Origin of the sequence: Thalassotalea litorea, assembly GCF_043642205.1 — a bacterium.
GTDB classification, from domain to species: Bacteria; Pseudomonadota; Gammaproteobacteria; order Enterobacterales; family Alteromonadaceae; genus Thalassotalea_A; species Thalassotalea_A litorea.
Genome location: NZ_JBHZSG010000029.1, coordinates 18,156 through 44,208 on the forward strand (window position 1 = coordinate 18,156; position 26,053 = coordinate 44,208).

Here is a 26,053-nt window from a genome sequence, read left to right on the forward strand (position 1 = left end):
ATGTTATACGAGTTATTGATCGTTATTTACTTAATCGTTGCATTAATATTGATTGGTTTTATTTTGATCCAACAAGGTAAAGGTGCCGATATGGGCGCGTCATTTGGTGCAGGATCATCAGCAACCATTTTTGGTTCAAGTGGTTCAGGTAACTTTATGAGTAAAACCACAGCGATTCTTGCTACCGGTTTTTTCGTTATCAGCTTGTTTTTAGGTAACTTAACCGCACAAGCGACTAAGAAAGGTGACGAGTGGAACAACTTAAACCCAGGTGCAGAACAAACGCAAAGCCTGGAGCCATCGGATGTTCCTGCGAGCGACGACAACAACGAGTCTGACGTTCCAAACTAAAGCAGTTTCTGCGGATGTGCTGGAATTGGTAGACAGGCAGCGTTGAGGTCGCTGTGCTCGAAAGGGCGTGAGGGTTCAAGTCCCTCCATCCGCACCATGAATTTTGAAACCAGTCTTCGGACTGGTTTTTTTGTTTCTCATGCTTTTCATCGCCGTTGTATGAATCTGCTTGGTATCATGGCTTAAACTCTCTTTTACTAAGCATTCAATCCCTTTTGATCAAGTAAAATGAAATGATGGAAAGAGCTTAAACACCCTGGAACTACCATTGGACAGTCACATTGGATTATTTTCTTTTGCTCGCAGTGCATGGATCAAATCGCTAACGTTGAGCTGATTTTTCATATGACTGGCTCAATAGCTCAGTTTGAAAGCAGGCTGATAGTTGAGAGAAGCAAAGCAGGTTTGGCGGCGGCAAGAGCCAGAGGGAGGAAAGGGGGCCGAAAACCCAAACTTAGTCAGAAAGACATAAAACAGGCCAAAGCAATGCTACTAGATCCTTTGGTTACTAAATCTGAAGTGGCTGAGCATTTTGGCGTGAGCCGACCAACCCTGAACAAGGCTTTATCATGATAGAAAGTATTAGTTAGTACACTTCATCAAAGTGAAAGCTTCAGGCATTTGAAGTGCCGTTCTAAATTAAGATTCCTTTAAAAATAGATGTGCTTAGTAGTGATACTACCTCCCTGATATCACGACATTCCATAAATCCTTTTATATCTCCTCCCTTACCAGGAGCGGTAACAAAGGAGGGTTGTCTACAAGTAATTTCCCCTATCAATATTTGTTTACTACATGGATTTAAGAATCCCGCATTGCTTTCGCCATCAGCAAAGTCAACTTTGCTCGGTTCACAGCCTCATTAATCGATTTTATCAACCCCCTAAAATTTGCAATCCAAGCCCGGGGATAATGCAGATATTAGTGCGTTTATATCTGGCTTTCTTTCTTAAACCCTGGTTCTGAAGTTTTTCGTTCAGACTTTTTGATTTTAATTTAGTAAGTGAAGTTTGCGCTATAGCCTTTATAATTCGGCCTGTTTGAGAAAAAAACACTTAGTCAGACTTTTATGGTTCAGTTTTAATTGTTCGAGAATATGTAATCGGACGACGGCATACACATCATGTTATAAATATTATCTCACACAAAGTTAGACAAACTTTGCAGCCAAATGACAGAAAATAACTAGAACGATCGAGTCGAGTTAATTGCAATATATTAGTCTGACCTGGCTCCAAAATATAAAAATAAATGAGGCATGAGTTTACTATGAAAAAAAATAAACTAATTTTCGCATTGTCCATGGCATGGACAGCATCAATTACAGGGTGTAACTCTGGAGATGCAAATGAAAATGTAGTGCGAAATATGTTTGCAGTCGGGGATATGTTTGAAGGACTAGAAGATGGCGACCCTGTCGAAGGCAACGTTGCGACAAATGATCAAGGTGAAGACCTGACTTATTCATTAAACGGTAGCAGCATGGCTAACGGTGTGCTGTCATTTAATGATGATGGTTCCTTTGTCTATACACCAAATCCGGATTTCTTTGGTACGGACAGTGTAACTTACGTTGCGACTCAAACTTCAACGGGGGAAACCGATACTGCAACGTTAAGAATTAACATAGTAAACGATTTCGAAACTCTGGATGAATATGGCTGGAAGGTTGAGCGTGTTGATGAATTTGATGCCGAAACAATCGATGCCCAATGGGAGACCGCCAATGCCTCGCTTGCTGAAGGTAACTTGGTATTAACCGCGAGTTTGGATTCACCGGCAACGATTCAATCTAACCAGATCACAAGAATTGATGGTAATTCCGTTGGGAGAATAGAAGCCAGCATTCAGATCCCCGAAGGTAAGGATGTAAACTCGGTATTTTCATTAATGCCTGTGAGTGATTCATACAATGGCAAAAATACCTTATTCATGTTGCAAGGCAATACCTCAGGTTTAAAAGCCGGCGCCCATTACGGAACTGGATTGACGAGTGCGGTGAAATTTAATGAGGATAGTGTTGCGGCGTCTACTAGTGAGTTGCATACCTATGCCATAGAATGGGAACCAGAACAGATTCGTTGGTATATAGACGGCTATCATGTTCACACGGTAAATACCCTAAATTTGTGGGGGTATACCGGGGAAGGCGAGCAGGCTGTTATCGATAACAATGGACCTTTTGATCAGGATTTACAGATTGCATTGTCTTTAAGCTCTACTAATGCGGATTCAAGCGCTCAGATGTTGGTCGATTATGTAAAAGTTTGGACCTGCGACCCTTCAGTCGCAACCGATATCACCAATTGTGCTTCAGCGGTTAAGTCGAGTGTCAGTAAGCTGGCGTCAGATCGTATCGAATCGCTTGGGCCCGTAATGACGGAAGTATTTGTCGATGGTTATTTAGACAATAACGGCAATAAACTGTCTGATTTAACGCCTTTGATGTGGCATAACACCGACGAAATTGTTGAACCAGCGATCACCAACTTCAATGGTCCGACAATCGAAATCATAGAAAACGATGACGAGCATGGTCTGGTTATTGATGTTTCTCACCCTGACGGCGATGCTAACGTAGGTATTGCATTACCAGGCGTTGAAATCATTGGTCTTGAACCAACGCTAAGCTTTGATATGTATATTGATAGCGCGAATACAACCACCGAAACCTTAGACATCCGTATGGAAACAGGATGGCCATATATGGGGATGCTAGTTTGGAACGTCGCAGACTTACCTTTGGATACTTGGTTTACCTATTCTATTCCCGTAAGTGAATTTGTTGAATCCCCATTTTTAGCCCCGGACTGGCTAACCTGGTTACCGGGCGTATCAACAGGTGACCCATTACCACTTGATACCAGCAATGTGAATTCGTTGTTGGTGATTGAATTCCATGGTGGTATTCATATGCAGTTGGACAACATAAAACTGTCATGTATTTCTAATGAAAGCTGTGTCCAAAGCCCTATGCCCGTTCAAGTGCCTGCGGAATATGAACCGAGTACCATATATGAAGCGGAGGAGTGGGACGAAGTCGGGGGTGACGTTGCTATTGAAGACACTCAAGATTCATCAGGTGGACAAAATGTCGGTTGGATTGATGCCGGCGAATATTTGGTTTACACCATTAGTGCGCCTGTTGAAGGCATTTACCAAATGGATTACAGACTCGCAAGTGGCACCGGAAGTGATGGCTTTACGATGTCAATCAATGGTCAGGTGATAGACACGCAAACGGTTGAAAATACCGGCGGGTGGCAAAACTGGGTAACACAGTCATCGCCTGAATTTAATTTAACGGTTGGCCAACATACCGTTCGTTTTGACTTCCTCGGTGGTGGTATTAACTTCAACTACTTTGAACTGAACTCTCCTTTATTTGAAATTTTCTTAGAGGCGGAAAGCTTTGACTTTTCAGCAGCAGGTGTTGATGTGCAAACCGAAGAAACGCTTGATGAAAATGGCGGCCTTAATGTCGGTTGGATTGATGCCGGCGACTACCTGGAGTATGACGTTAATATCCCAGTGACCGGTAAGTACAAAATAACCTATCGGGTGGCCAGTAATGGTGGCAGTGAAGGTTTTGAAACGTCGTTAAATGGCACCTTGGTTCACACGCAAACAGTTGCTGATACGGGTGGTTGGCAAAACTGGAGTTCGGTTACGGCGGAAGTTGAGCTGGAAGCTGGAGAGCAGGTATTGCGTCTTGATTTTGTTGGCGGTGCGATAAATGTCAACTGGATACAGATCACCAACTAATTACGAGTGTAAAGAAGATCTCTTGCTACATAGCAAGAGATCATTTTTAGGGCCACCGCCCATTCATTACACAGAATATTTTAAATAGTGGTAGAACACGCTATTACAGGTACTGAATAATGTATAAGAATAACTTTAAAAATAGTTTATTAGCACTAAGTATTGCGGCCAGCTTTGCGGCAACGGCAAATGAAACTGAAACCCAATTAAATGAAAAAGACGAAGATCCTGAAATCGAAGTTATCGAAGTAACAGGTATCAAAGGCAGTTTGTTGCGCTCGATGGATCTAAAACGAGAAGCCAAAGGGATTGTCGACGGCATTTCTGCCGTGGATATTGGTAAGTTCCCGGATACCAACTTAGCGGAATCGCTGCAGCGTGTTACGGGTATCGCCATCGAACGTGATCGCGGAGAGGGTTCAAAAATCACTGTCCGGGGGTTTGGTCCTGACTTTAACCTCGTGACGTTTAATGAACGTCAAATGCCGACAACCGGTGGTCGTTCGTTTGATTTTGGTAATATAGCCTCTGAAGCCATTTCAGCCGTTGAAGTTTACAAATCGGGACGTGCCAATGTGCCTACGGGAGGGATCGGTGCGGTTGTCAATGTAAAAACCGCCAAGCCTTTGAATAAACCAGGTGCCCAAGCGGCGTTTAGTGCCAAAGCCGTCCATGATCCAGGCACCAGAGAAGGCAAAGAAGTCACGCCTGAATTTGCTGCCATCATGAGTAATTCTTTCTTTGATGACACATTTGGCGTGGGGTTGTCGTTTAGTTATCAAGAGCGCGACGGTGGCTGGCAATCAGCAACGACACAAGACATGATGAGCCGTAATTTCGTCAGCCAGGAAGCGATAGAAGCGTATGAGTTAGCTAACCCTGGTATGAGCCATCCGGATAATGAATGGGGAACCATTCTCGTCGGTGACCCTAACGCCGTTAATTTTCCAACGGAAATTGTCGATGGCATTTATGCGGTACCAACCAATATTCAATATAACTTAGATGATTTTCATCGTGAACGTGTAAATACCCAATTAACGTTGCAGTGGAAACCCTTTGATACTTTGATTGCGACCATGGACTACACCTACGCTCAAAACCAAATGAATACTGAACATAAGGATGTGTCAGCTTGGTTTGATCCCGGTTGTAACAAACGAGATAGTGAATGGATCCAGGAAGGTAATATCTATTCCCCCGTTTATTATTCGGTAAATTGTTCGGCCGACCGCATTCAAGGGGTGGGGCGATTTGCTACGGTTGATGAAAATAATTCGCTTGGTTTCAATGTTAAATGGGATGTAACCGAAGATTTTTCCATGAAATTGGATTACCACGATTCTTATGGTGAATCCAAACCCAATAGTAAGTGGGGGTCGAGTGGCTTCATGGCGGTTGCATCGCAGGATCGGGTAAAAGCAGAAGCGTTCTTTAGTAAAGATGGCATGCCCATCATGAATATACAACAAGGTGAGACGAACTCTTTTGGACAAACGGTTAGCACCCATGGTCTTGATTTAAACAACATGCAATTGTCAGGTAGTGGTTTTGGCTCATTTCATAATCGCATGGATGTTAAGCAAATTCAGTTAGACACGACTTATATGTTTGATGAAGGGCATTCCATCGAAATTGGCGCAGCCAACGTAAAAGTGACCAACCGAGGTCAATCTGCCTGGGTTGCAAGAAATGCCTGGAGTGGCGTAGGTGAGCCAGGTGACATTGCGGATCTTCTTTACATTGAAACTCTGGATGGTGTGTTTGACGGCATAAAAGGCAGTGGTGACCCAAGGCAAACAACAGAGTTTGTCTCCTGGAACCATGAAGCACTGATAACCCGAGCCGAAGAAATGCTGCAAGCGGGTTTGCATGGCAACGTGGTGGGCGATGGTGGGCCTTGTTTAACAGGGTTTTGTCCTACTTACGATTTTGATTTAGACGAAGTCACAACGGAAGAGTCCAATTCGTTTTATATCCAAGGCCACTATGTTGCAGAAATATTCAATATGGATGCCAACTTTTACGTCGGCTTGCGTTATGAAGATACTAGCGTGCATTCAGCGGCATTAGTGCCGTTGTACGATAGAATCGAGTGGGATGTTGCCAGTAATAATTTTGATTTGTATAAGCAAATTGATGATAACGGCCAAACCATTGTTGGGTTTTCAGAGATTGAGGGTGATTACGATATGTGGTTACCAAGCCTTGACTTTGATATCGAGTTAGTTGATGACGTTATCCTACGTGGAGCCTACAGCTTAACGGTTACACGACCAGTTTATAATGATTTGAAAGGGGCGTTAATTATTCATTATATGGGAAGTGAAGGTGGCTTTGGTCAGCGTGGTAATCCGCAATTATTGCCGATGGAGTCCGAGAACTTTGATTTATCCTTGGAATGGTATTACGACGAAGCAAGTTATATGTCATTGGGTTTATGGCGTAAAAAAGTTGACAACTTTATTGTCAGTGCAGTGTTTGAAGATCAACCGCTATTTTCTGATTTGCGAACCCCAATAGAAGGGGATTTGTATAACCAGGCAATTGCCGACATTACTGGTGGCGACCCGTTCTTTGAGTATGAACCTTCGGACGTATTACAGTATTTTGCCGATAACTTTGCTGATCATCCAAACGTTGAAGTCACTGGTGAAGGTGAAGATCTGGAAGTAGTCGTCACCGGTAACGATTCGGATCCTGTCGCGACATTTGACGTTAGCATTCCAATTAACCAAAGAAAAACCAACGTTGAAGGTCTAGAAGTGGCGTTTCAGCATGCCTTTGGAGAGACGGGGTTTGGATTTCAGGCTAACTTTACTATTGTTGAAGGAAATTTAAATTACGACATCAATTTAAACGAAGAGCAATGGGTGGTACCAGGTATGAGTAATACGGCTAACTTAGTTGTTTTCTATGAAAATGACTTTTTTGAGTCGAGAATTGCATACAACTGGCGCGATAAATATTTACAATCGGCCGGCAGAGACCCTAGATTTGTGGAAGAGTACTACCAGATTGATGCAAGTGCCAGCGTAAAATTGGGTGAGAACTTCTCAATTTTCATCGAGGCTATCAACCTAACGGAAGAAGACCAACGAATTCATGGTCGTTCAAGCTATCAAGTTAGGGAATACTCGGTTGGGCATTCTCGATATAACCTTGGTGCACGTTACGTCTTTTAACGATTAAATTAAACATTAAAAACGTCTTAAAGCCACTGTTACAGGTGGCTTTTTTATGGCTACGTAGGAACGATTCTTCTATAAAAAATAACGTATCAATGAAGGTCAATATGAGAGCGAGATCGTATAAAGTTTTATTGCTGTTGGGGCTCGTGTTTGTGTTTTTAAACGGCTGCTCAGCGGAAGACGGTAAAAAATCGGCTAATCAGCCTCAATTAACACAACCACAACCAGAACCAGAACCACAACCTGAGCCAGAACCTGGCAATCGAATATTGGTTTTTAGCAAAACGGCTGGATATCGTCACCAATCTATTACAGATGGTCAGGCTATGTTGGCAGATATCGCCAGGCAGAATGGCTGGGAAATAGATTTTACTGAAGATAATGGGTATTTTACGGCTGACAAGCTCAAACAATATGCTGTGATTGTGTGGCTCAACACCAGCGGTGACGTGTTAAACGCACAACAGCAAGCGGCTTTCGAGCAATATGTTGAAGCTGGAGCTGGCTACGTTGGGATACATGCAGCAAGCGATACAGAATACTCATGGTCCTGGTATGGGGACTTAGTAGGAGCTTACTTCAAGTCGCATCCCGAAATTCAGACAGCTACGATGCATGTCGAAAATCATCAACACGAGTCATCTGCACATTTGCCATCACAGTGGTCGTTAAATGATGAATGGTATAACTTCCAAAGCAATCCCAGAGCAGATGTAAATGTATTGCTGGCCTTAGATGAGGTGAGTTATAACCCCGGAGCAGATCCTATGGGGGATCACCCCATTGCTTGGTACCACACTGTCGGCACAGGTAGGGCGTTTTACACTGGGCTGGGGCATGCTGCTGGTACTTATCAAAATGCCGAATTCGTCAAACACATCCAAGGTGCCTTAATTTGGGCGGGTAATCTGGATGTTGGAGTGCCAAATTGGCAGGGTGAGCCGCCAAACGATAGTCATTTTACTTCTACCGTATTGGCGAGTGAAATCAATCAACCCATGGAATTAGATATTTCTTTAGATGGCGATATCTATGTTATTGGTCGGGAAGGGCAATTTTATGCAGTCCAAAATGGGCAGTTTGAGGCGACGTCGACGATAGCGGTTAATGCTGCTCATGAAGGTGGGTTAATCGGTTTTGCTCTCGATCCAGAGTTTACATCCAATCGTTACGCTTACTTTCATTACACCGATCCTGATTTTGCAAAACATAATGTATCCAGATTTACCATTAATGATGATAACTCACTGGATCTCACCTCAGAAATGCAGTTATTAGATTTTCCTGTGCAGGTAGATGAGTGCTGTCATGTTGGCGGCTCGATGGATTTCGATTCTAAAGGGAACCTTTATATTGCAATTGGTGACAATACTAACCCTTTTGCATCCGATGGTTATGCGCCCATTGATGAACGCCCAGGAAGAAGCGCCTGGGATGCGCAGAAGTCTTCAGCAAACACCAACGATTTACGGGGGAAAATATTAAGAATTAAGCCAACAGAGAATGGCTACATGATACCGGATGGCAATTTGTTCTCCGATGATGGCCTACATAGACCGGAAATTTATACCATGGGCCACCGTAATCCTTTTCGAATTGCTATCGATGCCAAAAACGATCAATTGATTTGGGCAGAAATTGGCCCTGATGCTGGTGGTTATAGCCAAACAAGAGGACCGGCTGGTTATGACGAATTAAATAAAACCTTAATAGCAGGTAACTTTGGCTGGCCATACTTCACAGGTAACAACGAAGCATATATGGATTACGACTTCGCGACCAATCAATCGGGTGCAGCGTTTGACCCAAATCAGGTCATAAATGATTCCCCTAATAACACCGGTGCAGTGATATTGCCAGACGCCCAGCCAAGCTGGATAACCATGAGTCACAGAGCGTTAATGGTTGCTGGGGTATATCGCTATAACCCCTCAATAAGCTCACAAGGTAAGTTACCGAGTTATTTTGACGGTCGGTTAATCTATTGGAACTTTAACAATGACGACATGTTTGAAGTGAGTGTTGATGAAGAAGCCAAAGAGCCTGACTCCAGACGATGGTTAGATACGACGTTAATGGCTGGTATCATTGATGGAGTTATATCGCCTTACGACAATCATTTGTATTTAATCTCTTTTGGCGGAAATTGTTGCGGTAAACCAACTGATTCAGGGCTATTGGTAAGAGTGGATTATCATGCAAGTGCCAAGACCGATGTGGTTAGAACAAACTATGCCATTAATAGTGGCGGCAGTGCATACAGCACTGCGGATGATGTTCTATATCAAAGAGACGCTTATTTTGATGGTGGTAATGCCGCATCGTCTTTTGAAACTATCGCGTCTACACAAGACGATCAGATATTTCAATCTCATCGTTGGCAGCAAGGTGGTTTTTCTTATGAATTTCCCCTTAAAAACGGGGCATATACCCTTAAGTTACAGTTTGCTGAAACCTATTTTGATAATGCCGGACAGCGGGCGTTTCATGTCGAAGCTGAGCAACAAAAGATTATCGAGGATCTTGATGTTGTTGCGTCCGTAGGAAAATTCACCGCTTATGAATTTGAAACACAGATACGCGTTGACGATGGATTGTTGAATTTAGATTTTATTCCTTCTATCGAAAATCCAATGGTCAGCGGTATTCAAATCTCCCCCGTTTTGGCCGTTAATCCAGGGCAATATATTAGTCTGTTTTCCCATGTAAACGGACAGTTTATGAGTGTAAGCGCAGAGTCATTAGTCGTGAGTGCGGAAGTGGCTACAGAAACTGAAACGTTTTTAGTCGTCGATATTGGTAATGGTTTTATCGCCTTGCAGTCGTTAGATTCTGGAAAATATGTGGCCGTTTCCGAAGATGGAATCTTATCGGTATCGGAAAATAGTATCAGTGAAAACGTATGGTTTAAATTTATCGGAAGTGACAATGGTAGTTATGCATTACAAGCCGCTATTAACAATAAATATGTCACCGTTGCGAGCGATGGTAACGGTGAACTTGTCGCTCATGGTGACTCAATTGGCGAAGAGCAAGCGTTTACTGTATTAACATCCGAGGTTTGTCAGTTAGATCCAACATTAGCAATACCTTGTCGAATCAATGCTAAACCCTATTTAAATATGCCAAAGGATGCCAATGAAGACCTTAGCAACGTACCCAAATTACTATCTGAAACCGGCGCTTTTAGCAATACTGTTGATATGATCCCTAGCCCGAGTTTAGTGCCGTTTGAGCCCATAGCAACTCTTTGGTCTGATCGAGCTGAGAAGCAACGGTGGGTCTCTGTACCATCTGGACAACGAATAAAATGGCATCGGACTGAAAATTGGCAATGGCCAGCAGGAACGGTTTTGGTTAAGCATTTCGCATTGCCTGTTGATGAAAGTAACCTTTCGATTTTACGTCGGTTAGAGACGCGCTTAATTGTGATCCGGGATAATGGCGAACTTTATGGTGTAACCTATAAGTGGCGAGAAGATAATTCCGATGCAGAGCTTCTCACAGAAGGTCAAACGGAACAAATCAATGTGATTTCAACGCAGGGCGATTGGCGCCAAAACTGGGTTTACCCAAGCCCTAAAGATTGTTTAAGTTGTCATAATAACGAATCTGGCGGGGTATTAGGGATAAAAACAGCTTCTATTAATTACGATTACATGTACCCATCGGGAATTCACTCTAATCAATTGTTAGCGTTAAACCAAATTGGTTTATTCAGCCCTGAATTAGTGGCATCTGAAGTTAGCTTATACCCTAAACACGCTTACATCACTGATCAAACGGCAACGCTTGAACATCGGGTCCGCTCATACTGGGATATAAACTGTGGGTTTTGTCACGGCACCTTAGGGATCGCGGCGTTGTGGGATGGCCGATATCAAACACCTTTAGAGGAGCAAGGAATAATCAGAGGCCCCGTTGCTGGGCAGCGAGATTATATGGCAGATTATGGCTTGTCTAATCCGTTAATTGTCGACCCTGGAAATATTAATAACTCAATTTTGTATATTAGGGATAAAAGCAATAACTCTGAAGATCGAATGCCACCATTAGGGCGCCTTTTGGAAGATACTGACTATATAGAAGTGCTGGAGCAATGGATTAACAGCTTAGAATAATAGTGAGTTTCCGTTTTCGTATCAGCTCAGTGTGTTGAGAAATGGACGTCTCAATAAATTTTATCCAACTAATGCGGATTTTTATAAAATATAAAAGTTTCAGATTCCTCTTTTATCTGTTGATTTATAAGGGGTTGTGAGAAGTTCTGATATGTAAAAATTACTCGCACTCGATATGATGACGGTTTTGTTGTTCGAATACGTTAAAAGGACGACCTTAATAATAGATTTTGTAATTTTTATGATTGCCATCGCCTTGATGTTTTGTTTATCAAATCCGAAGCTCTAAAACATTACAGGTGAAATTTCTATTAATAATAAAAAGGTAACGCCATGTTAGGTAACAACAAAGAGTCAATAGATATCAAGCTATCGAAATTGACCAGAGCGATAATGTTAGGAGTGAGTGTCACCGTCCTATCAGGTTGTTTCGGTGTCGATAGCGAAAACGAAACACTATCAAATGCCAAACAAACAGAACCTTCACCATCAACACAGCCACCTACGGTTGTCACCCCAGCGCCCGAAGATGTTGAAATTCCGGATATAAGACTCGAAGACCTGAGCGTCAGAGGCCGGCCAACCATAGACACGTCACTCGGATATAACGTCATATTATCTGATTTAAGCACACCGTTACGCGGCGTTAGTTTGTCTTTAGATGGCGGTGACCCCTATAGCGCAGAACAAGCCAAAAATATTCCAACACTAGAGCAACTGCAGTCACTGACGGTCAATTACGGTTTTAACACTCTTCATGTGTATTTAGAAGGTGATGCCGGGCAGAATCCGGAACCTGTTGGCGTTAACGAAGATTTGGCGATGCAGTTAGTTGACTTAACGCGCGAAGCCAAAATGTATTTGATTATCACGGTTGGCAATAATGGTGAAAATGGTGCGATTCATAGTCTTGATAAAACACTCGACATTTGGCGTTTATATGCAGATAAATTTAAAGATGAAAGCCATGTTATTTTCGAAGCTCATAATGAACCGGTAAGCCTAACCAATGATAACTGGACCGAGGAAGACTGGACTAAACAAGCGCAAATGTATGAGGTTATTCGTACGGCAGCTCCAGATTCACTCATTCTCTTAGGCTCCTTTATGTCTTTCTATGGTCCTACAGAAGCGATTGCCGGAGCGGACTCACTTAAAACTCAATACCCAGATATCTGGGACAATGCTGCCTTTGCTTTCCATGCGTACTGGAACCTACCTGATGTGGAAACCACCATTGAGGCGTTTAAAACCAGTACGGATTACCCGGCACTGATCAACACGGAGTTTTGGCCAGGTGATACTAAGAATGGCTATAACGAAGCCTTTGAAAATCATCATATCGGTTGGATGCAGTTTGAATGGTTAGGCGCCAATGATTTAGATTTAGGTCATATTAAGTACAGCTTAGATTCTTATGGTACGGTATGGTGGCCAGAATCAGCCGCGACGACATGGCCAGCGAGTGGCTCCCCAGAGATTCCGATTGGTGAAAAAGTAGGATTTTATAGCCGTGTCGATGGTGCCTATTTGACCCTGGATGGTGACAACAAACTTACCACATCCAATAGTCATTTTCACGACGGTGGTGGTGAAGCATTTATCGTTGTCGATGCTGGAGATGATGGCTTTATTGCGCTTAGAGGCAGTAACGGTAAGTACCTGAGTGTGAGTCAATTCGGTAAGGCGGCGAGCGCGTCAGCGAGTGACATTGGTGTAAACGAAAAGTTTAGATGGCTACAATTGCCAAGTGGTGATGTGGCGCTCAGACCTTGGGGCGGTTCAGGTCATTTGTTAGGTACTATTGAGGAAGGAGACGAGCTGGATACCGGCTTTGTTGGCTCCGTGGGCGACGGTGCATTATTAAACGGCGCAAATACGTTTTTCGTGGCATTGGATTCTCACGCTGTTGCACCAGCGCCACTAGAAGCACCTCTGGCTCCGGAGCCGGGGCCTTTTTATTCAGAACCCACACCCGTACCAACCAATGGTTCTGGTAACCACCCTTATAATCCCGATGCACCAAACGGTCGTTTATGGGCGGCTGACTTTGACTTTGGTGGCGAAGCCGTTGCGTATCACGATAGCACGTCAGTAAACCTTGGCGATGCATACCGTTTTGATGAGCGTGTAGATATTGAAGTTTCTAATGAAGGTTATACCGCCGTAGGCTTCTTCGAAAATGAAGAGTGGTTAGAGTATACCGTAGATGTCGCCTCTGCTGGAAACTATCAGGTAACACTGAGAGTGGCGTCCGCAGGTGGCGGATTTGTCAGCATTGAATCTGACTGTCAGGACCTAACAGGAGATGTCGCAGTTCCGGCAACAGGCTGGTGGGATATTTGGCAGGATACTACTGTTGATGTCACATTAGCGGCAGGTGTGCAAACGCTGCGTTTTGTTAGCGGTGGTGGTTTTAACCTGATGAATATGGATATACAGCCCGGCGGTGAAGGCAGTTCGGCGATCACTGCAGGTTGTCAGTGGGTGCCCAAAGAGCCCGCGGATATAAGGGTTGAAGCAGAAGACTGGACTGAGGTCATTCAATTACCGGAAGGTGAAATCGTAACAGAAGTTACATCCGATGCTGATGGTGAACTGAATATTGGCTATTTAGATGCTGGAGACTGGGCAATTTATCACTTTGAATCACCGGCTGCAGCGTGTTATCAAGCAAGTTACCGAGTGGCAAGTGGTTCAGGTAGTAATGGTTTTGCATTAACCATCAATGATGTGCTTGTCGATACCAAAGCGGTGCCAAACACCGGTGGCTGGCAAACCTGGGCAACACTCAACAGCTATATCGAGTTAACTGGTGGTGCCCAAACTATGAGGCTGGACGCGTTAGACGGCGCCCAAAATATCAACTGGTTTGAGTTCAACCAGGTAGAAGCTGCGATGTGTTCTAATGTTCCGGTCGATGACGTATTAGGTGACAACTTACTGTCAAACGGTGCGTTCGATTCAGATACAGGCTGGACGGTAGTTTCGCAGTATGGTGCCGATGTTGATGGCAATGGCATTGTGACCATAGCTAATGGCGTGGCAACGTTTAGTGAAACAACGTCAGATTCCTGGTCCAAACATATGGGTCTATATACCAGCATTCAGCTACAGCCCGGTATTTATGAATTTGACATGAAAATGTCATTTACCGATATCGACGAGCTTTGGGGGGAAGTATATATTGGTGCTGTGCAACCTGTTGAACATGCAGAATACTCTGGCGATCAACAAGTTATCAAAGCATTCAATTCGTGGGAATGTGGTACCACTTATCAGGGACTAGCGAGTGAGCATGGCTGTGATAGTAATGAAAAGCCGGGACGTTTTGAAATCACCGAAGCCGGCACTTATTACCTATTGTTCCGCTCTGGCGCTAAAACCTATGGTACAACTAACCTTATTTTAGATGACTGGTCTTTAAGGCAGGTTAATCCACCAGAAATCGAAGTGCCCGTCAACTTAATCGCCAATGGAGGCTTCGACAGTGACAGTGGCTGGACAGGGGTAACCATGTGGGGAGCCGATGTCGAAGGTAATGGTGTCGTTACGATTGCCGATGGCGTAGTGTCATTTACCGAAACTGTTGCGGGTCCGTGGACTAAGCAAATGGCGGTATATACGGTTGTTGATTTACAACCAGGTACCTATCAATTTGATATGCACATGTCTTTTACGGATATCGTCGAGATTTGGGGGGAAGTTTATATCGGTCTCGAGGCTCCCGTTGCAGGAACCGAATATAGCGGTGACCAGCAAGTGCTAAAAGCGTTAAATGGCTGGGACTGTGATACGACTTACTCGGGTTCCGCGGTCGCTGCAGGTTGTGACGCCGGTGAAGATAACCCGGCAGGTCAGTTTACGATTACCGAGGCGGGTAGCTATTACCTGTTATTCAGATCTGGTGGTAACTCCTACGGCTCTGCAGGGATTGTTCTTGATGACTGGACGCTAACCATCGTCGATTAATCTTCGAGAAAAATCATAATAAAAACCGCTGAATATCACCTCAGCGGTTTTTTTTGTCAAAATTTAGTCGATGCGATCAAATACTCATCGATGCTTACGGATCTTGGCTAATGGCTGGGTATGTTGAGCTCTCCAAGGTTCTAACTTGCAAAGGACAAAAAAACAATGATGTGGGCTGGCGACGATTCAACGTCGAGCCATTTTTTGAACATATTGGTCTCATAACCTGAGATTTTCTATACAAATTAGGATGTTGAGTCTATGTATGGAATGACAGGTTTGACGTTGGAAACCCTGTCAGGTTTGATATGGTGTAGTAACCTGTCACGACAGATGCTTCTAGGCATTTGAACCAAATATACCAAGGGTTGTTAGTGAGGTAATGCCGTGGGGAAATCGCAACGGCATTAATCACAACGATTGGCTGCGCCTAAGCTATGTCGTTTGCCCGCAATCTAAGGTCGATTTGTCCAGTTGCAACTGTCGATATTTTGAAGGGGTCATGCCTTCAAACTTTTTAAAGAAAGTGTAGAAAACCGATTTACTATTAAAACCTACGGCTAAATATATGTCGGTAATGGTGGTTTTTGATTCTTTCGGATCAATCAACATTTTCTTTGCTTCTTCAATGCGATATTTGTTCACAAACTCATAAAAGTTAACACCAAAATGGCGATTGATTAGCATGGAAAGATCTCTGGCAGGCGTTTTTAGTTCATCAGCAAGTTTATCCAGAGTGATATCAGGGTCCATATACGCTTTGGTTTGCAGCATGGCGGTTTCAATTTCTTCCGCCATTTCCGGGTTTACAAAATGATCGTCTATCGTTTTTGTTGTTGGCGACTCATCTTTAACCTGCTCAAAGGTCATAAAGTTTCGAATGGCTAAGAAGAACATCAATGTCACTAAAATAAATGACGTGTAATTGCCCGTTAAGCCTATATACATGAATAAGCCTGCGTTGAAATCCATATACAAATTAAGCACCTTGACCGCAGCCAGAATTGCTTCAAATGTCATGACAACGATAAAGCCAGTAACCAGAGTTTGCAGCCAGTTGATGTGGCCTTTTTCGATATTGGATTTCTTATCCTCGAGCAGGCCACTGTATCGGGTTATCAGCACGATACAGCCGATGGCGTAACACACCCTCAATATTTTATTGGCCAGATCAATACTGACGTAACCTGGGCTATAAACAAAAGATTCGGAAAGCAATAATTGCTGGCGTTCTTCGAAAGAATAACCATAAAACGCGAAGGTGATGAACAATATATAAACCACGGCAGGGAGTAAATGGATGAAATCTCTGCGCTTGAGTTCAAAGTCTTTGAAAACCAGATGTTTAATACAGAAAAATAGAATCGCAGCATCGAGATAGTAGGCGATTGTCGGGATGAAATAACTGGACGGCCATAAATGTCGTACCAGGTATTTAAACTCTGCTCCCCACATCATTAATTCGTTAGCAGGTATGAGCGCATGAGCGAATAAAAAAGCTGCTAAAAACAAGGTGCTTTTGGTTTTAGTTGTATTGGTAACGTACAGCAGAGCACTAAAAAATAAACACTGCATTACCGTCATCAACAAAATGACATCATGGAAATTAAATAGAATGGATTGAAATTCGAACGTCCCCATCGACTAACCTTTTGAGCAAAATTTTTATTGTGATTATGTTTCTGGTTAGCATACCACGTTAGTTTTTTGGGTCACCTTAAAACCACACGAAAATGTGATTAATTTCCTGAACCATTATCGAATTTTGTCTTATTCATCTGCTACCCAAAGAGTTTGCGCTAACAATTTTTATTCGAACTCATCAATGGCAATTAACTTTGTTTGAATGACGTAAACGGACGACTTGTAAATCCGCTTATTTTATACCTTACACAATAATATAAACGGCATGACCTCAGCTAACTAAGGATTAACGGTGGATTTATCACCGACCATAGTGTGGTTGTGGACTAGCCAAATTTAAAAACGATGTTTACAAGGGAAGAAAGATGGGTTTTTCAAAGAAGCTAATAATAACCAGTTTGTTTGCGAGTGGTATCTATGGCTGTGGAATGGATTCAAACTCCAGCCAGAATAACGGTGAAACTGACGCTTCAAATCAACAATATGATATTGATATTTGGCCGAAGTTGAATATTAAAGTTAAACCATTACCCAGTGTAGAAAGCAACATTATACAAATACTTTCTAACATGACCATTGAACAGAAAGTGGCGCAAATGATCCAGCCGGAAATTCGAGATTTTACCGTCGAAGATATGCGCAAATACGGGTTTGGCTCGTACTTAAATGGCGGTGGCGCTTTTCCCGATAATAACAAGCATGCAACCCCTGATGATTGGATAACTCTGGCTGAAGCCATGTATCAGGCTTCCGTAGACGATTCACTCGATGGTTCTACAATTCCTACGATCTGGGGTACTGATGCCGTGCACGGTCACAACAATGTTATTGGTGCCACCTTGTTTCCTCATAACATTGGCCTGGGAGCCGCCAATAACCCTGAATTGATCGAGCAAATAGCCAAAGTCACAGCCACCGAAGTGATGGTAACGGGCATCGACTGGGTATTTGCACCGACCGTTGCGGTTGTCAGAGATGATCGCTGGGGTCGCACTTATGAAGGTTATTCGGAAGATCCTGAAATCGTCAGAGACTATTCTGCGGCGATAGTGACTGGGTTGCAGGGGAAAGCGGGAAAAGGATTTTTAGCCGATGATCGGGTAATTAGCACCGTTAAACATTTTCTCGGTGATGGTGGCACCGTTGCTGGTGACGACCAGGGGGACAATATCGCCTCCGAACAGGAGTTATTCGATATCCATGCGCAAGGTTATGTCGGTGGTCTCTCGGTTGGTGCGCAATCGGTAATGGCGTCCTTTAACAGCTGGCATGGTGAGAAGCTTCATGGTCATAAGTACCTGTTAACCCATGTATTAAAAGAGCGTATGGGATTTGATGGTTTTGTCGTTGGTGATTGGGCAGGTCATGGCCAGATTGCAGGTTGCACAAATCAAAGTTGTCCGGCTGCAATTAACGCCGGACTGGATGTGTTTATGGTGCCATCTTCTGATTGGAAGCCTTTGTATGAAAACACCCTGGCTCAGGCGAAATCGGGCGAGATCCCTATGTCACGTATCGATGATGCGGTTTCCCGCGTCCTACGAGTAAAGCTTCGGGCCGGCATTTTTGAAAAACCGAGTCCGGCTAATCGACAGTTTTCAGGAAAGACTGAACTTATCGGTAGCGCAGCCCATCGTGAGGTCGCCCGACAGGCAGTACGGGAATCACTGGTTCTGTTGAAAAATAAAAATAACCTGTTGCCATTGAACCCGAAGTCACGGGTCTTAGTGGCAGGTGATGCGGCCGATAACATCGGCAAACAAAGTGGTGGCTGGACCATAACCTGGCAGGGCACCAACAACCAAAACAGTGATTTTCCTGGCGGTTCGTCGATTTTCGACGGCATTAAAGAGCAAGTCGAGAATGCTGGCGGCAAAGCAATTCTTAGCCCAGATGGCCAGTACAGTAATAAACCGGATGTTGCCATCGTTGTCTATGGAGAAGAGCCTTATGCAGAAGGTCACGGCGATCGGGCAACCCTTGAATACCAAAAAGGCGATAAGTCGGATTTAGCATTACTTCGCAAACTTAAAGCGGAAAATATTCCCGTTATTTCGGTATTTATTTCTGGTCGACCTATGTGGGTAAACCCGGAATTGAATCAGTCGGATGCCTTTGTCGCGGCCTGGCTACCGGGTTCAGAAGGCCTGGCAGTCGCTGATGTATTATTTACCAACCCAAACGGCGAAATTCAATATGATTTTAGCGGTCGCTTGTCCTACTCATGGCCAAAGTCCCCCTTGCAAGCAACAGTTAACCGCAATGATGAAGATTACGCACCGCTTTTACCCTACGGATTTGGCTTGAGTTATGGCGACGAAAATCTGTTGGGAGATTCGTTAAATGAAGAGATCTCTGATGCAGTTGAAGATATTCAGGATCGGGTATTTTTCGACGGTAAAGTACACAAACCCTGGGAAATGGCGCTGTATTCCGGCGCCAAAAATACCGCGATTAATGCCAATGCTCACCAGTTAGCGGGGGTCAGTTATCGGACGATTGACAGGAAGGTACAGGAAGATTCGATGCTATTGAGTTTCAACGGTTCAGAAAAGGCTGGGTTGAGAATTAATAGCGAGAGTAACTTCAGGGAAGATTTATCTGCGGAATTAATTTCCGGAGCAAAATTAACCTTTCTGGCGCGGGTTACCGACGTTCAAGGTGAGGTTTACATTTTGATGAATTGTGAGGGTTTTGGTGATCAGGCTGGTAGCTGCGAATCGTCACTGGAAATATCAGACGCGCTAAAACAACTTGAGCCAGGTAGTTGGCAACAGCTTGCTATTCCCTTGTCATGTTTCGCTGACAAAGGGATCCGGTTTGGTGAAATCGTTACACCATTTAATTTATGGACAGAGAGCAAGTTAGACATTGCTCTTGCCGAGGTTAAATTTTCAGTGGGCTCAGGGGAAGGTGCCGCTAAGTGTCCTGAATAACAGGACCTAAGAGTTGTTGTTTGGAACAGAACAGGGACGTTCGACCCCAGGGAAAACACATGGCTGAAAATATAACTGCCATCGCCAATAAACATCGACGAACAGGAGGAAACAACGAGTTGATAAAGGTCTGCGCGCAAAACAATAAGAACAAGCGCCGGCACATTACATAACAACAAGAAAAGGTAACTAAATTATGAAAACCAAATGTCTTAACAAGTCGGGAAAATTTGCCCGGTGGTTAATGATCACTTCGACCTTGATGATGGGACTTGGCTTTATCAGCAATGCTCAGGCACAACGCGGTCGATTGCATATTGACCAAAGTCTAGGTCACAACATTATCCTGACCGACCAAAATACCACCTTAAGAGGGGTAAGCCTGTCTTTTGATGGCGGTGACCCTTACGGTTCTATCGAACCCATCATGCCTTCACAGGAGTCGTTCAATAAACTTGCCAGCGAATATGGCTTTAACTTTGTTCACGTTTACCTAGAGGGTGATGCGGGACAAAACCCTGATCCAGTAGGTGTTAACCTGGCACTGGCTGACGAGCTTGTGGCTCGCACCAAACAGGCAAACCTGTACGTGATGATCACTATTGCCAACAATGGTGAAAACGGTCAAATTCACAGCATGCAGAAAACCTTAGATTTCTGGTCGCTGTATGCGCCACGCTATAAGGATGAAACCCACGTACTTTATGAAGCGCATAATGAGCCGGTAGCAGGGCAAAACCATGCCTGGTCGGATGCAGACTGGGACAAACAGGTGCAGATGTATAATCATATTCGCTCTTTAGCACCGGATACCATGATCTTTTTAGGCTCATTTATGTCTTTTAATGGTGCTGACGCTGCGATGTATGGTGCCGATTACATTAAGTCTAATGTTGGTGATCCGAACATCTGGGAAAACGCCGCTTTTGCCTGGCATGGTTATTGGGATCTTCCTGGCATTGAGTCGACGATAAATCCAATTAGAGCTGCCGGTACCGGTTATCCAGGATTGTTGTGCACGGAATTCTGGCCTGGAGATACAGAGAATGGTTATAACGCCGCTTTTGAGTCACATCATATGGGTTGGGCCCAGTTTCAGTGGCTAAATGCGCAAGACATGGATTTAGATAACCTTCGCAATAAACTTAATAATGCCGGTACCGTTTGGAAACCGGAACTATCTGCAACCAGTTGGCCGACAGCCGGCGCACCGAATGTTCCAGCAATGGGCACCCGTATTGGTATCTATAGTCACTTTGAAGGCAAGTTTGTCAATATCAGTGGCAGCAATATGGCGGTTGCCGCAGATGCTTTTACCGATGGTCCGAACGACAGTTTTACATTGGTTGACGCCGGAAATGGCCATGTAGCTTTGCAAACCGACAGCGGCACGTATGTAAGCGCGACGGGCGATGGACAGCCATTAACCACAACGGCTACTAGCATTGGTGTAAACGAAATGTGGCAGTGGATGCAACTGTGTCCGGATGAAAATGTACCTGCAATGACCTTACGTCCCTGGGGTGGAGATGGTCATCTGATTGGGAAGCTAGGGCGTGGTCGAAACGCGGGTTTATTATCGGCAAATGCCGATGATGCCTCTTATGATGGTGTTGCCGAGTATGGTTTTGTAACGGCGGCAACCAATCAGGCTCCGCAAGGTTGTGAACCACCAGCACCTCCGGCTCCTGGTCCGTTTTATGGTGTGCCAATGCCAGTACCAACGGATCCAAGCCAGCCTCATCCATTTAACTCTTCGGCGCCTAAAAATGTGATCTATGCATCCGACTTTGATTATGGTGGAGAAGGTGTTGCTTATCATGATATCGATGATGAAAACTGGGGCGGCGCATACCGTTGGGATGTTGGTGTTGATATTGAAGCAACCGACGGATTTACCAATGTTGGTTGGATCGATCCCGGTGAGTGGTTAAATTATGCCATTGACGTTCAGACTGCAGGCACATACGTACTAACAATGCGTGTTGCTTCGGCTCAGGATAACGGACAATTCCATATCGAGATAGACGGCGTAAATATCACCGGTCCGGTGATCACCCCAAATACTGGTGCCTGGAATACCTATCAGGATATGCAGACCGAAGTAACCTTTGAGGCAGGCGTGCAAATCATGACCATGGTTAGTGCTGGTGGTTTTAACCTGATTAGTTATGACTTACAGCCTGGCACCGTAACGCCACCAGAGCAGGGCACAGAGGTTTCTGTAGGCGATATTACTATGGGTTGGAGCTCAGCAAATGGTAACCGCATTACCGTTTATTCAACAACCACGATTGTTGATGAGTTGGGTTCGCCGATGGAAGGTGTAACGGTAACCGGACAATGGAGCGGTTTAAGCAGTGGTACGGTTTCAGGTGTTACCAACCAATCTGGCCAAGTCACCTTATCTTCGGCAACGGTTCGAGATCCTAAAGGAACTTTTACTTTCACCGTAACCGACGTGCAAGGTAGCCTGCCTTATAACGCTGCAGCTAATGCGACAAATAGCGGTAACGTAACCTTTTAACAAGGTTTTGTATTTATTCTCCCCATGCAAGGTCAGCTAAAGTAGTGCTGGCCTTTTTTGCTACTTAAACGCTCTAATACTGATTAAATAAGACTATGTTCCTATCTAGTGTGAGTGAAGTCAAACTAACCCCTCTCTCCTAAATCCGCCTAAAGAGTCAATTTTCACCATCACTTTAACCACTTGAAGTTATGAGAGCTTTTGGTAATCTAGAAAAAGGTTCGTAGATGCTCGACATTTGCGCTCATAGTTTTTACAAGGGTGTAGTGGCATTAGTTAGGAGTGAATCATATATAACTAGAGGCTATGGTATTAAAACTCCAAGATCGGCGTATATTAGCAATTACTAACGGGCCGAGTTGAGCGAATTGCAGACATACGTATTGAATAAAATTGGATGTGACGTTGAAAATGCTCGAAGCAATTAAAAAAGGTGTTCTTGCCGCTCTTCAATTTTATGTTTTCATGCTAATAGGTATCTTGCCTCTAAATGTGATCCTGGATTATTTTGAAGGTGATGATATTGGCCAGTATGCAAGCATGGGGTTTTTTCTCAATTTTATTACTCACCCGTTAATCTACGGTTCACTTTTCTGTATCGTTGTAGTGTCAGTAATTAATCAACTTGTATTACTTAAGAAGAAAATCTGAGTATCAGAGAAAATTTGTATATTCGAACGTTAGATAATGACTCGTTTAATATCTGTCGGTGGTATCAGGTAAATTAAACAGCCTAGGGCTGTAATGAGCGAACGCCAGTCATTCAAGCCAGAATGAAGTTAATAAAGACATATAGGTTTGACTATGAATAAGATTTTACTGCACACATATGGTACGAAAAAGTTTCTATTGTATGCTGGGAAGTCTGCATTGCAGTTGAGTAAAGCTATATTTATCCTATTCGTCTTGACGTTACTTTTAAATTTTTTCTCTGGTGGAATAGATGGTATTAAAAGTTATGGTAGCTCAGTTGATTACTTGGAGTTGCTTAAGACGGTCTTAGTTTTTCTGGTATCTATTTCAATTATTTTTATCATTTTTGTTGTTGGATATAACCTACATGTATCCATTTCTTACTGCTCAAACAATTCAATGAAACTGACAGATTTTTATAAAAAAGAAAGTAAAGAAATTATAAGTATTTGGGCTAAAAATAAACTTTAGTCTCCAATCAATAATTAATCTTTGGATATAAGATAAAGCCTAAAACACCTCATATATTGGCAATTGCTAACGGGCAGCAAATGGCACATTTGCGACGTCGCCATAAATAACGTAACTTATTGAAAAATAGGTAGCCGTGTGCGGCCGTAGTGAGCGAGGAACGGTCGTCCATCGACAAGGGGGAGATATGAACAGAGCCGAAAGAATAAACAGCTATTGCTGTATCGGTTTGTACTCTTCTGTTGAGGAAAACAATCCTGAAAGTATCCATATAAAATCAACAAAATTCAGAGATGAATATGTTTGGTTTGTAGATATGCCCGCTAAAGTTTTGGGAGGCGGCAACATGATTTCTAATTGCCCTTGGTGCGGAACAAAGCTTCCTAGTTATCCTTATATCAATGATAATTTAGGCAAGGGTTACATTGGGCCGGAATGAGCGATCTGCAGTCATGCGTGAAGTTGAGTCGTAAGAATAACAACAGGGATAGTATGAATAAATTAGATGTATTGAGCGTTGGTATACGATTACTTGGAATTTTCCTATTGGTTTTCCTATTAAGAGATATGCCATTTGTCATTGAAACGGTCAAGCAATTTAAAGAATTTAACCCTGAATCAGGTTCGGGAATGGCATTCTATTTGACCATATCAATACTGGCCATATTAGTATCTTTAATCATGATTAAGTTTCCTGTTTCAGTGTCAAAAATGTTAACCACAAGTTCTAAGGCCGATTCACCAAAATTAGAAGGTAATGCCGAAACTATTCAGATTACGGGTGTTTTATTGCTTGGTATATACATCCTATCCTGGGCAATACCTGACCTTATAAATAATATAATTGGCTTATGGCAAGCATACAAATATACCCCGAATGATACAGTTAATATTGCATATATCTGGAATGCTTTAATCACAACAATAATTGAGATTGCTATCGGGTTTTATTGTGCCCTTGATTCTTACGGTATTGTAAAAATGATAGCTAAGCTAAGGGCCGCATAGAGCGAGCTACAGTCATTCAAAATTCGAAAATGAATACTATCCAAATATTTGAATATTAGCCGCTTGGCTTACATGGAGAGTTTGTGGAAAATCTTAAGGAAAAGCTCATCGAATTAGAAGGGCGATTGTTTAGACCTGAAACTAGAGCATCTTTTAGTGAACTAGACAACTTAATTGCGGAAGACTTTACTGAAATTAGTGGCTCTGGCTGCCGATTTGGTAAAAAAGAAGTCCTTGATCGTTTACCCAATGAATTGCCGCCAAAAATAAACGCATCACACTATGAAGTTAAATATTTAGCATCTGATTGTGTTCAGTTACTTTATAAATCTGTAATGGAAAAGAGCGGTGAGAGGACTCCGATTTTCTCTTTGCGCTGTTCCATATGGTCTTTGAAAAATGGAAGGTGGCAAATGCTATACCATCAAGGCACTTTGTGTGATGAATTCGAACTTAACTCCTAACTAGGGTTGTCAGCAGCTATTAGTCTTTCCATAAATCTTATATCCGAGGTTGATATTATCTCCTTGAAAAGGTTAATGTCTCTGAAGAGCGAACAGCAGTCACTCGGGTTACTTGGAATGGATGCCACGGAGTCGGCTTAATAATCAACTATTAGCAGTATCTATAAATTTGAGTAAATGGAAATATTTGTTAAGTATCTATTAGGTTATTTGTTTCTTCGTTCAATCATATTTAACCTGGTTGGTATTCTTCGCAGCTTTTTTGTTTTTTCATGGGTTAGAGTTCCTGCCTCTATTATGTACACGAATATTGAAGCGTCGAGTTCGGTAAAAGGTTCAAAGCTTTATGAAGTTGAAATTTGGTATTCTTATAGCTACAAAAATGAAGGTTTCACGTCTAAAAGGTTTGCTTTTAACTATTCAAGTAGCCCATTGTCCATATTGCATAAAATCACACTTAGGCGTTTAAATAACAAAAAACAAATTTTTGCTCGTGTTAACCCTAAAGATCCAACACAAGCTGTACTTCTCTCAGGCGTTAACTTATTCCATATCGTGAATTTATGTTTGCCAATTATTTCTGGCCCATATCAATTTATTGAAGTACAGGCTTTCAAAACCATATTTAAAAAATTGGGACTTCTCTAAACGATACTGCTGACAAGTTACTTAAAAGAACGTAAAACGTTTGGCTTGTATTCATTCGTCGCTAATTTTAGTCGAGCATTTTTGCGTGTTACATTCCGTAATCATCGTATATTAGTTTGCCTATTTGCGGCGTCGTCATAAATAACGTAAGTTATTGAAAAGTTTGTAGTAGCGAGCGGCTGCTGTGAGCGAGAAACGGACACTTGCCAATAAAGCAACATTTTAGTAATTGATACTTAACGGACATTCCTTTAATTCAAGC

General features: G+C 43.1%; 15 protein-coding genes and 1 tRNA gene. 15 read left to right on the forward strand and 1 reads right to left on the reverse strand.

Annotated elements, in window-relative coordinates; genetic code table 11:
* The 7 genes from secG (at position 1) to ACHUFQ_RS12325 (ending at position 15,400) form a co-directional block, all read left to right on the forward strand.
* The gene (gene secG / locus ACHUFQ_RS12295; protein WP_394175967.1) at positions 1 to 351 is read left to right on the forward strand and encodes a preprotein translocase subunit SecG; all 351 of its coding nucleotides are present in this window, start codon (positions 1 to 3) and stop codon (positions 349 to 351) included.
* Between the two features lie 10 nt (positions 352 to 361).
* Positions 362 to 448, forward strand: a tRNA-Leu gene (locus tag ACHUFQ_RS12300).
* 212 nt (positions 449 to 660) lie between these two features.
* Positions 661 to 924 (forward strand): helix-turn-helix domain-containing protein, encoded by a 264-nt coding sequence (locus ACHUFQ_RS12305; protein ID WP_394175968.1) that lies wholly within the window; start codon positions 661 to 663, stop codon positions 922 to 924.
* Positions 925 to 1,620: 696 nt separating this feature from the next.
* Complete coding sequence (locus ACHUFQ_RS12310; protein ID WP_394175970.1) at positions 1,621 to 4,116, forward strand: carbohydrate-binding protein; 2,496 nt, start codon at positions 1,621 to 1,623, stop codon at positions 4,114 to 4,116.
* Between the two features lie 119 nt (positions 4,117 to 4,235).
* The gene (locus ACHUFQ_RS12315; RefSeq protein WP_394175972.1) at positions 4,236 to 7,301 is read left to right on the forward strand and encodes a TonB-dependent receptor; all 3,066 of its coding nucleotides are present in this window, start codon (positions 4,236 to 4,238) and stop codon (positions 7,299 to 7,301) included.
* Between the two features lie 110 nt (positions 7,302 to 7,411).
* Entirely contained in the window at positions 7,412 to 11,428 is a 4,017-nt protein-coding gene (locus ACHUFQ_RS12320) for a ThuA domain-containing protein (RefSeq protein ID WP_394175974.1), read from the forward strand.
* A 333-nt stretch (positions 11,429 to 11,761) separates the two neighbouring features.
* Positions 11,762 to 15,400, forward strand: coding sequence for a carbohydrate-binding protein (locus ACHUFQ_RS12325; RefSeq protein ID WP_394175976.1), 3,639 nt, complete (start codon positions 11,762 to 11,764; stop codon positions 15,398 to 15,400).
* 435 nt (positions 15,401 to 15,835) lie between these two features.
* Here the strand turns inward: ACHUFQ_RS12325 and ACHUFQ_RS12330 are convergent, their stop codons facing one another.
* Complete coding sequence (locus ACHUFQ_RS12330) at positions 15,836 to 17,041, reverse strand: helix-turn-helix domain-containing protein (protein ID WP_394175978.1); 1,206 nt, start codon at positions 17,039 to 17,041, stop codon at positions 15,836 to 15,838.
* A gap of 368 nt (positions 17,042 to 17,409) precedes the next feature.
* On the opposite strand from ACHUFQ_RS12330, the gene ACHUFQ_RS12335 reads away from it, so the two are divergent.
* From ACHUFQ_RS12335 to ACHUFQ_RS12370, 8 genes are all read left to right on the forward strand, one after another.
* Entirely contained in the window at positions 17,410 to 19,980 is a 2,571-nt protein-coding gene (locus tag ACHUFQ_RS12335; protein ID WP_394175979.1) for a glycoside hydrolase family 3 protein, read from the forward strand.
* A gap of 196 nt (positions 19,981 to 20,176) precedes the next feature.
* Positions 20,177 to 22,507: a carbohydrate-binding protein gene (locus tag ACHUFQ_RS12340; RefSeq protein ID WP_394175980.1), complete on the forward strand. Its 2,331-nt coding sequence runs from the start codon at positions 20,177 to 20,179 to the stop codon at positions 22,505 to 22,507.
* Between the two features lie 405 nt (positions 22,508 to 22,912).
* Positions 22,913 to 23,158, forward strand: coding sequence for a hypothetical protein (locus ACHUFQ_RS12345; RefSeq protein ID WP_394175981.1), 246 nt, complete (start codon positions 22,913 to 22,915; stop codon positions 23,156 to 23,158).
* 153 nt (positions 23,159 to 23,311) lie between these two features.
* Positions 23,312 to 23,671: a hypothetical protein gene (locus tag ACHUFQ_RS12350; RefSeq protein WP_394175983.1), complete on the forward strand. Its 360-nt coding sequence runs from the start codon at positions 23,312 to 23,314 to the stop codon at positions 23,669 to 23,671.
* Positions 23,672 to 23,858: 187 nt separating this feature from the next.
* Positions 23,859 to 24,110 carry a hypothetical protein gene (locus ACHUFQ_RS12355; RefSeq protein ID WP_394175984.1) on the forward strand — a complete coding sequence of 84 codons (252 nt, stop codon included), beginning with the start codon at positions 23,859 to 23,861 and terminating at the stop codon, positions 24,108 to 24,110.
* Between the two features lie 53 nt (positions 24,111 to 24,163).
* On the forward strand, positions 24,164 to 24,679 hold the full coding sequence (locus ACHUFQ_RS12360; protein WP_394175985.1) for a hypothetical protein: 516 nt from the start codon (positions 24,164 to 24,166) through the stop codon (positions 24,677 to 24,679).
* A gap of 83 nt (positions 24,680 to 24,762) precedes the next feature.
* Positions 24,763 to 25,143 carry a nuclear transport factor 2 family protein gene (locus tag ACHUFQ_RS12365; RefSeq protein ID WP_394175986.1) on the forward strand — a complete coding sequence of 127 codons (381 nt, stop codon included), beginning with the start codon at positions 24,763 to 24,765 and terminating at the stop codon, positions 25,141 to 25,143.
* A 177-nt stretch (positions 25,144 to 25,320) separates the two neighbouring features.
* Entirely contained in the window at positions 25,321 to 25,791 is a 471-nt protein-coding gene (locus ACHUFQ_RS12370; protein ID WP_394175987.1) for a DUF3592 domain-containing protein, read from the forward strand.
* Positions 25,792 to 26,053 lie beyond the last annotated feature (262 nt).